Origin of the sequence: Bacillus sp. CCB-MMP212, assembly GCF_022748145.1 — a bacterium.
Taxonomy (GTDB): Bacteria; Bacillota; Bacilli; order Bacillales; family Bacillaceae_G; genus Bacillus_A; species Bacillus_A cereus.
Genome location: NZ_JALDQE010000002.1, coordinates 451,735 through 467,771, shown reverse-complemented (window position 1 = coordinate 467,771; position 16,037 = coordinate 451,735). Strand labels below are relative to the sequence as shown.

Below are 16,037 nucleotides of genomic sequence, written 5' to 3'. Positions count from 1 at the left end.
CCTACTGATGTTTTGATTTACTTTATATAAGTTTATGCACAGCTTGTATAAAAATGTCTCCTCTTTCTTCAAATGTTTTAAATTGATCCCAGCTTGCACACGCTGGAGAAAGAAGAACAACATCACCTTCTTTAGAATGAGCATAAGCTTTCACCACTGCTTCATCTAAAGTATCGACACTTTCAATTATATCTAATCCCGCTTTTTCTGCCGCTCTTACTAGTTTGGGAGCTGTTTGTCCAAATGTTACAATCGCTTTTACATTTTTGAAATACGGAATTAAATCATCGAATTCATTTCCGCGGTCAAGCCCACCTGCTAGTAACACAATCGGTTGTGTAAACGCAGATAGTGCTTTCTCAGTCGCTAACATATTCGTTGCTTTTGAGTCATTATAAAACTTACGGTTGTTAATCGTTGTTACATATTCTAAACGATGTTTTACACCCGTAAAACGTTTTAACACGACCGTAATTGCTTCATTAGAAGTACCTAATAATTTCGCAATACTCATCGCAGCTAAAATATTTTCTAGATTATGTTGACCAGGTAAAACGATATCGCTTACTTCAACAACTTTTTCACCTTTGAAATAAAGAGCGTTATCTTTTATACACGCGCCATCTTCAATTTCTTTCGTTGTCGAAAACAAGATTTTTTGACCTTTAGTATCCGCAGATAAAGCCATCACATCTGCATCATCCGCGTTTATTACACTATAATCGTTTTCTGTTTGGTTTTTAAAAACATTTGCTTTTGCTAAACCATATTCCTTCTTCGTCCCATGATAATCTAAGTGGGCTTCAAATAAGTTTAAGAACGCTGCAATTTTAGGCTGGAACGATTCTACTCCCATCAATTGGAACGATGAAAGTTCTGTAACTACAACTTCATTTTCTTTTGCATCCTGTGCTACTTCACAAGCTACAGTTCCTATATTCCCTGCAATAACAGGATGCTTTTGTCCTTCTTTTAACATTTCAAATGTCAGCATTGTTGTCGTCGTTTTACCATTAGATCCTGTAATTCCAACAAATGGCGCTTTTGAAATACGATATGCTAATTCAACTTCCGTAACAATTGGAATTTGCTTTTCTTTCGCAGCAACTAATATTGGATTAGAATACGGGATTCCTGGATTTTTAACGACAAGAGAAATATTTCTCTCTAATAATTCTAAAGGATGGCCACCGCATACAACGTCCATTCCTTTTGCTTGTAATTCTGCAGCAAGTACATTGTCTGCTAAAGGCTTTCCGTCATTTACAATGACATTCGCCCCTAACTTTTGTAACAATGTAGCTGCTGCATAACCACTTTTTGCAATGCCTAATACAAGAATATTCTTATTTTGAAATTCAGTTACAGTTTTCAATTACATCCACACCCCGATATAAATTCCTAACACAGCTAATAAAAATCCTGCAGACCAAAACGTCACAACAACACGCCACTCTGACCAACCACATAATTCATAATGATGGTGTAATGGACTCATTTTAAAGACACGTTTTCCTGTTGTTTTAAATGAAATGACCTGAATAATAACCGATAAAGTTTCCATGACGAATACTCCGCCAATAATTACAAGTAGCAATTCTTGTTTTAATAGAATCGCTACAGCTGCAATGGCTCCACCTAAAGCTAATGAACCTGTATCTCCCATAAACACTTTTGCTGGATTCGCATTGAATACTAAAAATCCAAGTACAGCTCCTACCACTGCCATACAGAATATCGCTACTCCAAATTGCTCTTGTGCCACAGCAATAATACTAAATGCTCCAAATGCAATAGCAGCTGTTCCTGATAATAAACCATCTAAACCGTCAGTTAAGTTAACTGCATTTGATCCACCAATAAGCATAAATAGTACAAGTACAAAATACGCCCAACCTAATTCAAACTTAACATCCGTTCCCGGAATCATGATGTATGTGTGGAACGCTTGCCCTTTTCCAATTAAAAAGAATGCAATAGCAATAACAAGCTGCCCTACTAATTTTTGTTTTGATGTTAAACCAAGATTTCTTTTCTTAACTACCTTTATGTAGTCATCTAAAAATCCGATTAATCCGTAACCAAACGTCACTAATAGTAATAACGAAACCTCTGCACCTAAATAATTAAACTTAATCGCCATAATAAGTGAAGTTACCATCATAGATACGTATATGACGATACCACCCATTGTCGGTGTCCCTGATTTTTTTTGATGTGACTTTGGTCCCTCATCACGAATACTCTGTCCGAACTTTAATTTTCTTAAAAATGGAATAAACAATGGCGAAAGGGCAACAGAAATTAAGAATGCTACCCCAGCCGTTACTAATAAACCTTGCTCAAGCACATGTAGTCCTCCTCTCACGTTGTTACTCTTCGTTGTTTAAACGCCCTGTAATTGCTTCTTTCGCAACTTCTCGATCATCAAAATGATGAACTTCTTTACCAATAATTTGATACGTTTCATGACCCTTACCAGCAATAATAATGATATCATCTGCTTTTACTTTAGTGATTGCATGGTGTATCGCTTCTTTTCTATCAATAATCACTTCATAATTATTTCCACTTGCACCATGTACCATATCATCTAAAATAGCCGCTGGATCTTCACTTCTTGGATTATCTGATGTGTAAATTGCATGAGTTGCATATTTTGTTGCAACACTTGCCATTATCGGTCTCTTCGTTCGGTCCCTATCGCCACCACAACCAACGATACAATACACATCACCTTTTGCAAATTGTTTTGCAGTTTTTAATACATTTTCTAAACTATCCGGCGTATGTGCGTAATCAACAATAACTGTATAATTTTGTCCTCCATCAACAACTTCAAAACGCCCTGGAACCCCAGCTAGTTCCTTTATAACAGCAATGATTGTTTCTAATTTCACACCCGAAACAAGTCCTGCTGCTGTTGCTGCAAGTACGTTATATACATTAAATTTACCTATTAATTTCATCGTAACATTTACACTTTCATACGGTGTGACAAGGGTAAATGTAGTTCCGCCACTCGTCATAACGATATTTTTTGCCATAATGTCACTTGTTGTATCAATACCATATGTTACAACAGTTGCTGCAGTACTTCTCATATACTCTTCTGTTACATTATCATCGCTATTCAGCACAGCGTACTTTTCACGATTATGATTATAACTATTGCCAAGCTGTGCAAATAGTAACCCTTTTGCATGTTTATATTCTTCCATCGTTTTATGATAGTCTAAATGATCTTGTGTTAAGTTCGTAAACACCGCTACATCGTAATCACATCCGTGTACACGACCAAGATCTAACGCATGTGACGAAACTTCCATTACCGTGCTGTCCACACCTTGTTCAACCATTTTTGAAAACGTCTGTTGAAGTGTTAGTGCATCTGGTGTTGTATTTTTCACCTCAAATGTTTCATCACCGATTTTCATATTAATCGTTCCAATTAGCCCTGTTTTATGACCATGTGCTCGCATAATCTCATCCATAATATGCGATGTTGTTGTCTTTCCATTTGTACCTGTAATTCCGATTAAATGTAACTTGTGTGTCGGTTGACCATAAAAATAATCAGCTAAAACCGCTAACGAACGAAAAGTATTTTTCACAAGTACAACTGGAACGTCAACATCAATTGGTCTTTCCGCAACAATAGCAGCCGCTCCTTGTGCCGCTGCTTGCTTAGCAAAATCATGGCTATCAACCGTATATCCTTTCATACATACAAATAAGCTTCCTTCTTTCACTTTACGTGAATCAGCTTCTATAGATGTGATTTCTGGATTTTCTTTTGGAACAACTGGAAAATCATGCAAACATGATAAAAGTGTATGCAACTTCATTTCACTAAACCCTCTCTACATTGTTTATTTATCTTTTTTTCAGTAAGCAACACATTACCTCCTATATAAGGAGGTAAGTGCTACTGGCCTATTTATGACTGAGACACTTATTGTCTCAAGTTAAGTAACTGTTCTATAAAGAACTCACTTCCACCAATTGTACCATAAAACGTACTATGTTACCTTTAATTCCCGAAGTAAATTCTAATTTTTGAGCCTTCTTTTACTTTAGCTCCCGCTTCTGGTGATTGCTTAATTACTTTCTCTCCATCTCCACTTATATCAAGCTGCAAATCGACGAGTTGTGTTTGTAAATCTTTCTTTTTCATTCCAATTAAATTCGGAACTTCCACAGTTGGTGTATCGCCCCATTTATATTCTTTTTCAACTTGTTCTTTTCTCGGTTTCACTCCCATAACAGGAAGCGCATCTCGAAGGATATTCCCGACAATTGGAGCTGCTACCACCCCACCAAACTGTGTAACCCCTTTTGGATTATCAACAGCAACATACACAACAATCTCTGGATCATCCGCTGGAGCAAATCCGATAAAAGATACAATATAATTATTCTCTAAATATTTACCATCTTTCACCTTTTGAGCAGTACCCGTTTTTCCACCTACACGATATCCATCAATATAAGCACCTTTACCAGAACCTTTCGCTACAACATTCTCTAATGCATAACGAACTTTTTCTGAAGTTTCCTTGGAAATAACTTTTCTTTTCTCAACAGGTGTCTTTTTACTAACAACTTGATTATTTTTCGGATCAATAAACTCCTTAGCTATATACGGCTGATACAATGTTCCACCATTTACAGCCGCCGCTACAGCTGCTACTTGTTGAATTGGTGTAACAGAAACCCCTTGGCCGAATGAAGTTGTCGCTTGCTCTACTGGACCAACTTTATCTAAATTAAATAAAATCCCACTGCCTTCACCTTGCAAGTCAATCCCAGTCTTCTGTCCAAAACCAAAATTACGAATGTATTTAAATAATCGGTCTTTACCAAGGCGATCACCAAGTTCAATAAATCCCGGGTTACATGAGTTTTGAACGACTTCTAAAAACGTTTGACTGCCATGACCTCCTGCTTTCCAGCATTTCAATCTAGCTCCACCGACTTCAGCTGCTCCATCATCATAAAACGTATCCTTCTCTAAGTCTACTAAATTTTCATTCAATGCTGCAGCTAGTGTAATGATCTTAAATGTTGAACCAGGCTCATACGTACTCCACACAGGTAGATTTCTGTTATACACTTCTGGAGAGACACTTTGAAAATCCGCTGGATCAAAACTCGGCCGACTAGACATCCCTAAAATTTCACCATTTTTAGGGTTCATTGCAATTGCAATCATACCGTCTGGATTATAAGTTGACTCCGCAATATTCATTTCTCTTTCCATAATCCTTGTAATACGCGCATCGATTGTTAATCCTAAATTTAAACCGGCTTCTGGTTTTTTGAAATCATCACCAACATTAGGCATCCTTTGCCCTTTCGCATCTGCAAAAAAACGCACATGACCTTTGTCTCCATTTAGCTCTTTATCATAATATTTTTCTAGTCCCATAAGACCTTGGTTATCGCTACCAGCAAAACCTAATACATGTGATAAAAAGTTTCCAAATGGATAGTACCGGATAGAATCCTCTGCGATATACACGCCCTTCAAACTTAATCCTCGTACTTCTTTCGCTTTGTCATGTGATATTTTCCTTCCGCCTTTATCTAACCTTACAATCGATTCTTTTTTTGTAATTCTTTTATAAATCTCATCTTTTTCCACACCTAATACTGCAGCTAACTTCTCTGCAGTCTCTGCTGGTTTTTCAATTTGCCTTGGTACAACAAAGACAGTTGGAGCACTTTTATTCGTGGCAAGTTCCACACCATTTCGGTCTAAAATTTTCCCACGTTCGGGTTCAAAAGTAATATTACGACTCCATGAATCTTTCGCACGATCCGTTAACATATTCCCAAGAAAAAATTGCACATATCCAAGACGAATATCGATAATAGTGAAAATAAGTATACCTGATATAAGTATAAAAATAAGTCGTTTTCTAACTGTTACATTTGATACACGCATATCGGAACAAGCCTCCCTTACGCCTAGCTTGTTCCAATATATGCTTGTACTTATTTAATTAGAACTTCTTCTCTTTTACCATTACGGCTTTTCTGCTTCTTGTTGTGGTTGGAGTGGCGGTACGAGTGTGACACCTAATTCTGTACCAGGTTGTAATAATGTTCCTTCCGCCACACTTTGCTCTGTTACGTATCCTGTACCAGAAGGCTTCAAGTTAAGCTGTAATGTCTTCGCTAAATTCATAACATCACGCAGTGCCCATCCTTGTATATTTGGCATTGTAGGCTTATCTCCTACCAAGAAGACTCGGTCGCCTTTCAATGTTTGTTCAGTCGCTTTTGGTACTTGTTGCTGTACTTTCCCTTCACCTAGTACGATTGGACGAAGTTTTGCTTTATCAATCGCTTTCCCCGCTTCAGCCATCGTTTTACCAGTTACATCTGGAACAGTAGTTTGTTGTTCTTTCAGATGTTTTTTCGGATCTTTCACTTCATTTGGCTTAATCTTTAAATACTCTAAACTATTTTTTGTTACATATTTAAAAATATCAGCTAAAGGTTGTGCGCCGTTCTCATCATCTTTTAATTTCGGCTGTTTAACAGCTACATACACAACAAGTTGTGGATCGTCCATTGGTGCCATACCTAAGAATGAGAATATATAATTCTGTCTTCCTGTCATATAGCCGCCTTTTCCATCCGGAATTTGCGCTGTACCTGTTTTACCACCAACTGAATATCCATCAATTTTATAAGCTGTCCCTGTACCTTTCGGAGATGTAACAACACGTTCTAATAACTGTCTTACTTGCGCTGCTGTTTCCTTTGTAACAGGTTTTCCTACTTCTTCTGGCTTATGTTCTAATTTTACTTTGTCTGTTATCGGATCTACAATTTTATCAATTGCATAAGGTTTCATCATTTTCCCATCATTTGCAATGGCCGTTGCAGCTTGTACAAGCTGAATTGGTGTTACAGTGGAACCTTGTCCAAAAGCTGTTGTCACTTGTTGTATTTGCTGATCAAATAAAATTGTATTCGATCCTTCACCTGATAAATCAATGTTCGTTTTTTCATCTAATCCAAAACTATGAATATATTTTCGGAAACGTTCTGGACCAAGTTTTTGATCTCCTAAAATTGCAAACGCTACGTTTGAAGAACGCTCTACCCCTTCATCAAACGTGATAGAGCCCCAACCAGCACCGCCGTTATGGTCTTTTATTTTCCTATCTCCGACTTGATATGTCCCTGACTGATAATAATCTTGCCCTTTGTACACACCTTCATTAATAGCTGCCGCTAACGTGAAAATTTTCATTGTTGATCCAGGTTCAAATGCATTGGCAATTGCGTCATTGAAGAAATATTTAATTTGACGATCATTAGGGTCATAACTAGGTTTAGTAGACATCGCTAATATTTTTCCGGTTTTCGGATCTGCAACAATCCCTATTAAACTTTCTGGCTCATATTGCTTACTTGCTGCTTTCATCGCGTCTTCTAAATAACTTTGGACACGTTGATCAATCGTTAAATAAACGTTATCTCCATTTTTCGGTGCCTTTACATTAACTTTTCCACCATCAAGGGATACACCTTTACGATCACCTGTATATGCTACTTCTCCATTAGAAGCACTTAAGTATTTATCTAAGCTTTTTTCTATGCCAAATTGACCTACCGAGGTTCCATTCTCATCTGGTTTTGCATGACCTATAACATAAGATGCAAAATCACCATTTGGATACACCCTTGCATTTTCTGTAATAAAAGATATTCCCGGCAACTTCAACGCCTCTATTTGTTCCTTCTTTTCTTTCGTCAAATCCTTGCCTAACGTTCCGAATTCGACTTGACTTCTACCTTCCTTATTTAAAGAAGCTAAAATATCCTCTTCGCCTTTTCCAAGTACTCCTGCAATTTTCTTTGCAGTATCTTCTTTATTCTCAACAGAGTTAGCGCCTTTTAGCGCAGCTACTATTTTATAAGAGTTTGCGTCTTGTGCTAACACATGACCGTTTTGATCATAAATGGTTCCTCGGTTCGCTTCAAGAACTCCTTTTTTACTATGCTTTTGTTTAGCAAGCGCATCTAAATCCTGATTATGAACTGTTCCTGTTGATTGTATGTAAAAAAATCGGGCTAATAACAGCAAAAAGAGCAGGAGGAAAAATATCATAAAATAACCTGCTCCCTTATTGGTATGAAATTTAGTCATATTCTTCTTCATCGTTCCTTCACACCTATTGCCTTATTTGAGGCCTTTCACATTATTCGCATTAATTTCTAGCCCGTGTTTTTTTGCAACTTCAGCGATTCGTTCATAGCGACTTAACTTCTCTACTTCAGCTTGTAATTCTTGATTTTCTTTTTGCTGCTGTACAATTTTTTCTTCTATCGTCGCTGCTTCTACATTAACTTGATAAAGGCCTGCTTTATTTCCAATAAACGCGACACAGGCATACAATAAAAAGCCAATAAACGCTACATACAACAGTTTTTCGATTCTTGTAATTTTCGCTTTAACCTTCGGCTTAGCCATCTGCTGTGGGGGCGTTTGAATTTGCACCTCTTCTTGCGCTTGTTGTTTGTACTTTACAGCTAAATTAGTCATACCTCTCTCTCCCTTTTATCGTTTTTCAGCGATTCTCAACTTCGCAGAACGCGCACGATTATTTTCTTCTAGCTCTATATCAGAAGGTAAAATCGGTTTTCTTGTAATAAGCTTTAATTTCGGCTTAAATTCATCAGGAATAATCGGTAATCCTGGCGGCAATTGTGGCGTTGTACTATTTCGCTTAAACGTTGTTTTACAAATACGATCTTCTAATGAATGGAATGTTATAACACTAACCCTTCCACCTGGCTTAACCATCTCAATAGCAGATTCCAATGCTTCTTCAAATACTTTTAATTCATCATTTACAGCTATACGAATTGCCTGAAACACTCGCTTAGCAGGATGCCCACCAGTTCTACGAGCAGGAGCCGGAATACCTTCTTTAATTAGCTCTACTAATTCTCCTGTCGTTTCAATAGCTTTATTCTCACGATAAGCTTCAATTTTTCTTGCAATTTGTTTTGAAAATTTCTCTTCACCGTATTGGAAGAAAATCCTTACAAGTTGTTCATATGACCAGCTATTTACAACATCATATGCTGTTAATGGGGCATCTTGATCCATCCGCATATCTAACGGTGCATCATGATGATAACTAAAGCCTCGCTCTGGTGTATCTAATTGTGGGGATGAAACACCTAAATCAAATAAAATACCGTCTACTTCTGTTATACCTATTTCTTGCAGTTTTTCAGCTAAATAACGGAAGTTACTCTTTACTGTTATAAACTGTTCACCGTATGAAGAGAACTTTTCTTTCGCGTTTTGAATCGCTATCTCATCTTGATCAAACGCTATTAATTTTCCACCTTCAGTTAATTGGGATAATAAATAAGAACTATGTCCTCCTCCCCCCAGTGTACAATCTACATATGTACCATCTGGCTTTATATCTAAGCCGTCTACTGTTTCCTTTAAAAGCACTGTTACGTGTTTAAACATTGTTGCACCTACTCTTTTTCCAATTAATTATGTTGAATGTATCCCTTCCTCTAAGCACATATTTCACGCTTAGAGAATGAAATAATACGAAAGAACGACTCATTTAACTTACCAACAAAGGCAACATACTATACAAATCGCTATTTTCTTTTATTATATACTAAATTTTATCATCTTTTGCGGGAATTTAAATAAAAAACTGTCGAAAAAGCGAATAATACGTTTACATTTTGTGCTATTTTGTCATATATTTAAGTATCCAACACAATTACCATATCCAACACTTTTTGATTGATAATTCAGAAAAAAATCACTTCACAGTAAATTCAACGGAATAAAAATAAAATCCTGCTCCAAAGAGCAAGATTTTATAGTTTTATAACATGATGTTTTCCGTCCCAAGAAAAAGGGTTTTCCATTACACGATCAACGAAATCCAAACCAAACTGATTTAAATAATAACATACATTCCACACACGTTCTTGCGGCGCACCTAATGGACGAAGTGCGAATTGTATACGGCGGAATTTATTTAGCTGAACCTCATACTTTTTCTCAACATTTCTTTTCAACATTCTTTCCAGCAGTTCAATTTGTTCATTAATTTTCAATTCGTTTTTCCCTGCAAACGCACCTAATCCTGGCTCTATTTTCTTTACAAATTGCTGTAAAGATATATGAATATCGGCAATTTCTTTTTTCGCCTTTTCAAAATGATCATCAATCGGTTCCTCTACTCGATTAGACAACCAGTTTTCACGCAGTTTATCGACATCATTTAAAAACGGATCACTTTCTCTCAATTGCAGATCGAATAAATCTGTCGCTATATCTCTCTCCACATAAGTAATTGTAAGACGAGGAACGACAGGTGGCATTTGAAAACCGACAGTATGGAATACTTGTTGTAATTCACTCCAATAAGCTAATTCCCCTGGACCTCCAATAAATGCGAGCGTAGGAAATACATACTCTTGCATAAGAGGACGCGTTACAACATTATTACTAAAACGTGCCGGATTTCTCTCCATTTCTTCAATCAACTCTTCATATGAAAAGGAATGCGCCCCATCCTTTCCAACAAACTTACCTTGATGCTCTTCAAGCAATACTCGTTCATTATCTATTTCCATGAATATATGCACTGCATGAGACTTCGTTTCAATAATCGGTTTGTATCCTAGTTCTTTAATTACTTCCTGCTGATTACGAAGCCCCTCTTGCACCTCTTTATACTTACCTATAATTCGCTTAAAAAATGGAATTTCTAACTTTCTTAATTCAGGATGATGTGAATCAACAAGGATTAAACCAGAATTAGCAAAGATTTTCGTAATAAGATGAGCAAAGAAATCTACATACGTATTCGATTTTTTCAAAGCATCATCAACAAATTTTAATACATCCTTTGTAAAATTTGTTTCTGGGTATGTTTTAAAAATCTCTTCAATCCAACTTCTACAATCTTCAACAGAAAGTTCAGACTCAGAAGCACTCGCCTTTTTCGGATTACGATCATAAAAAATAGTTTTTTTCATCTTTTTATTTTTCGCTACAAAAGTATGGTTAATCTCATCCATATCATGATCTTCACCCGCAATCCAGAAGACAGGGACAACTTTAACTCCTAAACTTTCTTCCTTTTCCTTTGCAAGCTGTAAAATTGAAATAACTTTATGAATTGTATAAAGCGGTCCAGTTAATAACCCCGCTTGTTGTCCAGCTATAACAACATATGTATTTTCATCTCCAAGCGCTTTTACATTTTGAAGTGTAGATTCTCCCGCTTGTAATTTTGTATTATATTCTAATAAATGCGCTACTAAATCTTGGCGGAAAAACTCCCTTTCACGCAAATCATGTAAACGTTGTTTAAAAGCATCTTCTGTTAACATATAATCAAAACATGACTGTATCTCTTTTTTACCGTTCATATAGTCCGCTACAACACCTTGTTGCGGAACAGAGATTTCTTTTATCTCCATATAATTCTTCCTTTCGTATCCAGTTCTCTCACCAATCCACATTGTAGTCAATGTTTCACTTAAAAGCAAAGAATAACACTTATACTCTTGTTTCTAACCCCTTTATTGCATCGAACAAAAATTGAAGTGTCGGAACTGGTCGTTGCTGTTTCTTAGCCTCTTCTAATACATACCCAACAATCGCATTAATTTCCGTCTGTCTATTCGCTCTTACATCCGCTAACATAGAGGATGTATTACGAGACGTTCCTTCACACACATTTCGTACCATTTGCCATACCATTTCTTTTTCTCCTCTAATAAGAAATGCGACCTCCTGAAACACTTGCTCCATCATTTGATAAAAAAAACGATTCGTGATTAATTCACCATTCTTTACTCCCAATAACGCCGTCAACGGATTGATACATACATTTACTACTAATTTTTTGCGCATAATCTCTTCCCAATCTGTTTCTATTTGAACTGGAAAATAAGCAACAGGAAAAGAATGAAATATTTTTTTAAAATGTATAGATTGGCCACAAACCACTCCAAATCTCGTTACACCTACTCCAGTATGATGAACGATGTGCCCTCCCTCTTTTTTCGCACCATGTTCTACAATACCAACAGCTATATTTTCACTCCCTATTTGCAGCATCTTTGGGAGATGCGACATTCCGTTTTGCAAAAAGATTAATGATGATGCACCTTCCACAAACGGTAGTATGTCATCTATATGATATTGCTTCACAGCAATAAATATATAATCTAAATTTTGCGCTACCATACTTTCTATCGGTAAAACAGGCGGATATACTGTTTCCCATCTTCCATCTCTAATACAAGTTACACCTGTTTCATTTAATTCTTCAGCCTGCTTAGCTGTTCTTGTAAACAACGTAACATCTTGGTTACTTTTTTGTAAATAAAATGTATACAATAGACCAATAGCACCTGGTCCGACAATTCCAATTTTCATTTTCACACAAGGGATTCACATTAAGTGCCCTTGCCTCCCCCCTTTTTCATATCTTTTTAAAGTACATGAGCACGCCCTATAATTTCGTTGTCCTCTGCCAAACAAATACACTCTCATTTTTCACTATGTATATACTGCCTATTAATACACTTATACTCTTAGTTTAGCAAATCCTCAAAAAAATAATAAAAGAAATATACTATCTTCTTCATAAAAATAAAAAAATGAGTTATACTATTATTATAAATATTTTTACTTTTCTGCATTCAACGAGATAAGAAAAGGATGTGATGTAATGGGATTCCCAAAAGTTGAGCGCTTGCTCATCAATTATAAAACGTTAGATGAATTCAAAAAATTTAAAGGGTGCGGAGCCCAGGAACTATCTATGCTGGAAGAATTGCAAGCAAACATTATTGAAAACGACAGTGAATCTCCATTTTACGGTATTTATTATGGCGGATCACTAATCGCACGTATGAGTCTATATATGAAAAGAAACGGCGGAGAACCATTCGAAATTACAGGTCCTTACCTAGAACTTTATAAACTTGAAGTATTACCAACTTTTCAAAAACAAGGATTCGGACAAATGCTTGTAAATCATGCGAAACAACTGCAATTTCCTATTAAAACGATAGCGCGTATTCATTCAGCTGGTTTTTGGGATAAATTAAATTTCAGCCCCGTATCAGTAACTGATGGAGATTTTTATATTTGGCATCCAGAAACAAATTTGAATGCGGTTACAAATGAAGAATCGGCTTAAGAAATAAAAAAAAACAGCTGTATAACAGCTGTTTTTTTATTTCTTAAGCTTCTCTAACTTCTCAGTCGAGCGAGCATTGTTTCTTTCCGCTACCATTACACTTCTTTTTTGATCGATATAATCAAGCAATGTTCTATACTCTTCCTCATATACTGATAATCGCTCCAGAAGACGCTCTCTTTCTGTTTGTAATGATTCAACTTGTTGTTGCAACACCGTTAAAGAGTTTTCATCTTTATAATTTTGCAAGAAATCAATAACATCATTCAACGTAATTGACGTAGGTTCTAACACCTTTGTCTCTTTCACTTCATAATTTTCTACTTTACGAAGTTGCTTCGCTTCCTCAATACGTTCTTTATATTGCTTTCTTACGTAAGAATTCCATCTAAATCCACATGCTGCTGGTGTACGAGATAAATTTTTCCCCACTTCCTTAAAGGCAGAAAGTTGTGTTCCACCTTCTCGAATATGCCGGAGTACTACTTCTGCCAGAAGCAAATCTTCATCATCAGTCCAAGCATCTTGTCTTGTTGTCGCCATTTCTCTAGTCCTCCCTATGCATTTTTTATTAAGCATATGCAGTTACTAGAAAAGATAGAATACAACAACTAAAGATTAAGACAAAAAAAATAAACGCAGAAGATATCTTCTGCGTTTATTTTCCTGCAATTACTTGCTGATTACTTCTTTACCTTTGTAAGTACCGCATGCTTTACATACACGGTGAGCTAATTTCGCTTCACCACAGCTTGGGCACTCTACCATACCAGGTACTGATAATTTGAAATGCGTACGACGCTTTCTTTTTACTGTTTTAGAAGTTCTTCTAAAAGGTACAGCCATTCTTCCCACCTCCTTAAAAGAAATAGTTATTTTCATATGAAGGCCTGAACCAGTCTTCCGATTATTTGTCAAAAAACTTTGCAAGTCCTGCCAATCTTGGATCAACAGTCTTTTCTTTGTCTTCTTCCGAAATCACTTGCCAGTCTTGACCTTGCGTCGGTGCTCCACCAGAAACATCATCACTGAAAATTTGCATTGGAATCTCCAAAAGTATATTTTCCTTGATTACGGGCAGTAAGTCAAGTACTTCTCCTTCTAAACAATGAATTTCAGCTTCAGTTTCAAATTCTTCTTGTGAAGTTTGGAACACCTCAGTTGTTTTAATGTCAAATGGTAATGTCACATCTACTAAAGAACGAGAACATGGTAAAACCATGCTTCCAGTTATATGTAGATGAAACGTAAACTTACCGGAGCCAAAATCAACTCTTCCCGTTACATGAACAGGATTAATTTCACGAATATCTTTCTCGACCTCTTTTAGCTCACTTACATCTACCATCTCATCCAATGTCAATCCTTTATTTCTCAATTTATTCAATTGATGGATGGACCATTTCATATCATATCACCTCAAGGCAACAAACAAAATTATAGCTAGCCATTTTATATTTGTCAATGTTTTTTCTTTACACTATAATGAAGTCATCATAGTAAATAATATATAGAGTATCACGTTTTTCAAAAAGATGCTACATCGAAAGGAGAGATTACCATAAAAGCTGGTGGTATTGTTGTTGAATATAACCCTTTTCATAACGGTCATCTTTATCATGTGCAAGAGACAAAAAAGTTAACACAATCCGATATAATAATTGCCGTTATGAGTGGTCCTTTTTTACAGCGTGGTGAGCCCGCACTCATTTCCAAATGGTATCGCACTAAAATGGCCTTAGCAAACGGCGTAGACCTTATTGTAGAGCTTCCATACGTCTTTGCAACACAAAAGGCTGAAACCTTCGCAAATGGTGCTATTTCCATTTTAAATGCCCTACGTGTTTCTGAAATTTGTTTCGGTAGTGAGGATGGACAAATCGAAAATTTTTATAATACCATCTCCGTACAAAAAAACGAAGAAGAGACTTTTAACTGCCTTGTAAAACAATTCATGGACGCTGGAAATAGTTATGCAAAAGCAACATCGGATGCTTTCTCACACATTTTAACATCCGAAAAAAACATAGATATGTCACAACCAAATAATATTTTAGGCTTCCAATATATGAAAGCAATTCTGTCACAAAATAGCTCTATACAAGCTCAAACTATAAAAAGATTCGCCTCTCATTATCATGATGAAACATTTAATGACCAACATATTGCAAGCGCGACAAGCATTCGGAAACAACTCTTTAGCGAAGAAGGATCATTTACAACAATTGAACCTTTTCTCCCACAGGCAACCACTTCGCTTTTAGCAAATTACAAACAAAACTACGGGATATTACATAATTGGGAACAATACTTTTCATTTTTTAAATATAAACTCATGACAATGTCTTCAGGAGACTTACGACATATATATGAAATAGAAGAAGGTTTAGAGCATCGTATTTTATCAAAAATACAAAACAGTTCCTCCTTCTATTCATTCATGGAAGCATTAAAAACAAAACGTTATACATGGACTAGACTACAAAGAGCTTGTACACACATTTTAACAAACACAACAAAAGAGGAAATACGTAGCGCAAATATAGAACAACATGCACCATATATCCGCCTGCTAGGCATGTCACAAAAAGGACAAACTTATCTTTCAAAAAACAAGAAAAAAATCGAACTTCCAATCCTTACTCATACAAAAACATTTGACCATGCTGCTTTAGATATAGAGAAAAAAGCAAACTCTGTATATTTCTCCATCATGCACGAACCGTTACGCACGCAACTATTAAAACAGGATATAACACACCATCCTATTCGCTATGATGAAACAACTACAAAATTCCTATAAAA

General features: G+C 36.3%; 14 protein-coding genes. 2 read left to right on the top strand and 12 right to left on the bottom strand.

Annotation, left to right across the window (positions count from 1 at the left end; genetic code table 11):
• Positions 1-22 precede the first annotated feature (22 nt).
• From murD to panE, 9 genes are all read right to left on the bottom strand, one after another.
• Complete coding sequence (gene murD / locus MRP26_RS07295) at positions 23-1,375, bottom strand: UDP-N-acetylmuramoyl-L-alanine--D-glutamate ligase (RefSeq protein ID WP_000860103.1); 1,353 nt, start codon at positions 1,373-1,375, stop codon at positions 23-25.
• A complete protein-coding gene (gene mraY / locus MRP26_RS07290; RefSeq protein WP_000893060.1) occupies positions 1,376-2,350 on the bottom strand; it encodes a phospho-N-acetylmuramoyl-pentapeptide-transferase in 975 nt (324 codons plus the stop codon). It abuts the gene before it with no gap.
• Positions 2,351-2,372: 22 nt separating this feature from the next.
• Positions 2,373-3,848, bottom strand: coding sequence for a UDP-N-acetylmuramoyl-L-alanyl-D-glutamate--2,6-diaminopimelate ligase (gene murE / locus MRP26_RS07285; RefSeq protein WP_000766289.1), 1,476 nt, complete (start codon positions 3,846-3,848; stop codon positions 2,373-2,375).
• Positions 3,849-4,033: 185 nt separating this feature from the next.
• Positions 4,034-5,950, bottom strand: coding sequence for a stage V sporulation protein D (locus tag MRP26_RS07280; protein ID WP_001266235.1), 1,917 nt, complete (start codon positions 5,948-5,950; stop codon positions 4,034-4,036).
• 81 nt (positions 5,951-6,031) lie between these two features.
• Positions 6,032-8,182, bottom strand: coding sequence for a penicillin-binding protein (locus tag MRP26_RS07275; protein WP_081366257.1), 2,151 nt, complete (start codon positions 8,180-8,182; stop codon positions 6,032-6,034).
• 21 nt (positions 8,183-8,203) lie between these two features.
• Positions 8,204-8,566, bottom strand: coding sequence for a cell division protein FtsL (gene ftsL, locus MRP26_RS07270; protein WP_000182804.1), 363 nt, complete (start codon positions 8,564-8,566; stop codon positions 8,204-8,206).
• A 15-nt stretch (positions 8,567-8,581) separates the two neighbouring features.
• Positions 8,582-9,514 (bottom strand): 16S rRNA (cytosine(1402)-N(4))-methyltransferase RsmH, encoded by a 933-nt coding sequence (gene rsmH / locus MRP26_RS07265; RefSeq protein ID WP_000472508.1) that lies wholly within the window; start codon positions 9,512-9,514, stop codon positions 8,582-8,584.
• Positions 9,515-9,882: 368 nt separating this feature from the next.
• Positions 9,883-11,499 (bottom strand): bacillithiol biosynthesis cysteine-adding enzyme BshC, encoded by a 1,617-nt coding sequence (gene bshC, locus MRP26_RS07260; protein WP_069356136.1) that lies wholly within the window; start codon positions 11,497-11,499, stop codon positions 9,883-9,885.
• 79 nt (positions 11,500-11,578) lie between these two features.
• A complete protein-coding gene (gene panE, locus MRP26_RS07255) occupies positions 11,579-12,463 on the bottom strand; it encodes a 2-dehydropantoate 2-reductase (RefSeq protein ID WP_014482115.1) in 885 nt (294 codons plus the stop codon).
• A gap of 295 nt (positions 12,464-12,758) precedes the next feature.
• On the opposite strand from panE, the gene MRP26_RS07250 reads away from it, so the two are divergent.
• Complete coding sequence (locus tag MRP26_RS07250; RefSeq protein ID WP_000506690.1) at positions 12,759-13,232, top strand: N-acetyltransferase; 474 nt, start codon at positions 12,759-12,761, stop codon at positions 13,230-13,232.
• Positions 13,233-13,268: 36 nt separating this feature from the next.
• Here the strand turns inward: MRP26_RS07250 and MRP26_RS07245 are convergent, their stop codons facing one another.
• The 3 genes from MRP26_RS07245 to MRP26_RS07235 all read right to left on the bottom strand — a co-directional run bounded on the left by MRP26_RS07245 (position 13,269) and on the right by MRP26_RS07235 (position 14,640).
• Positions 13,269-13,775 carry an RsfA family transcriptional regulator gene (locus MRP26_RS07245; protein WP_000246469.1) on the bottom strand — a complete coding sequence of 169 codons (507 nt, stop codon included), beginning with the start codon at positions 13,773-13,775 and terminating at the stop codon, positions 13,269-13,271.
• A gap of 129 nt (positions 13,776-13,904) precedes the next feature.
• On the bottom strand, positions 13,905-14,078 hold the full coding sequence (gene rpmF / locus MRP26_RS07240) for a 50S ribosomal protein L32 (RefSeq protein ID WP_001984764.1): 174 nt from the start codon (positions 14,076-14,078) through the stop codon (positions 13,905-13,907).
• Between the two features lie 61 nt (positions 14,079-14,139).
• Complete coding sequence (locus tag MRP26_RS07235; RefSeq protein WP_000872146.1) at positions 14,140-14,640, bottom strand: YceD family protein; 501 nt, start codon at positions 14,638-14,640, stop codon at positions 14,140-14,142.
• Positions 14,641-14,853: 213 nt separating this feature from the next.
• Here MRP26_RS07235 and MRP26_RS07230 point away from each other — a divergent pair, with 213 nt between their 5' ends.
• Entirely contained in the window at positions 14,854-16,035 is a 1,182-nt protein-coding gene (locus MRP26_RS07230; RefSeq protein WP_242806064.1) for a nucleotidyltransferase, read from the top strand.
• The last annotated feature ends 2 nt before the right edge of the window (positions 16,036-16,037 follow it).

Excerpts from the sequence above, each read along its gene's own strand:
- murE (WP_000766289.1), bottom strand. The coding sequence starts at position 3,848 with ATGAAGTTGCATACACTTTTATCATGTTTGCATGATTTTCCAGTTGTT.
- MRP26_RS07280 (WP_001266235.1), bottom strand. The coding sequence starts at position 5,950 with ATGCGTGTATCAAATGTAACAGTTAGAAAACGACTTATTTTTATACTT.
- MRP26_RS07275 (WP_081366257.1), bottom strand. The coding sequence starts at position 8,182 with ATGAAGAAGAATATGACTAAATTTCATACCAATAAGGGAGCAGGTTAT.
- ftsL (WP_000182804.1), bottom strand. The coding sequence starts at position 8,566 with ATGACTAATTTAGCTGTAAAGTACAAACAACAAGCGCAAGAAGAGGTG.
- rsmH (WP_000472508.1), bottom strand. The coding sequence starts at position 9,514 with ATGTTTAAACACGTAACAGTGCTTTTAAAGGAAACAGTAGACGGCTTA.
- bshC (WP_069356136.1), bottom strand. The coding sequence starts at position 11,499 with ATGGAGATAAAAGAAATCTCTGTTCCGCAACAAGGTGTTGTAGCGGAC.
- panE (WP_014482115.1), bottom strand. The coding sequence starts at position 12,463 with ATGAAAATTGGAATTGTCGGACCAGGTGCTATTGGTCTATTGTATACA.
- MRP26_RS07250 (WP_000506690.1), top strand. The coding sequence starts at position 12,759 with ATGGGATTCCCAAAAGTTGAGCGCTTGCTCATCAATTATAAAACGTTA.
- MRP26_RS07245 (WP_000246469.1), bottom strand. The coding sequence starts at position 13,775 with ATGGCGACAACAAGACAAGATGCTTGGACTGATGATGAAGATTTGCTT.
- rpmF (WP_001984764.1), bottom strand. The coding sequence starts at position 14,078 with ATGGCTGTACCTTTTAGAAGAACTTCTAAAACAGTAAAAAGAAAGCGT.
- MRP26_RS07235 (WP_000872146.1), bottom strand. The coding sequence starts at position 14,640 with ATGAAATGGTCCATCCATCAATTGAATAAATTGAGAAATAAAGGATTG.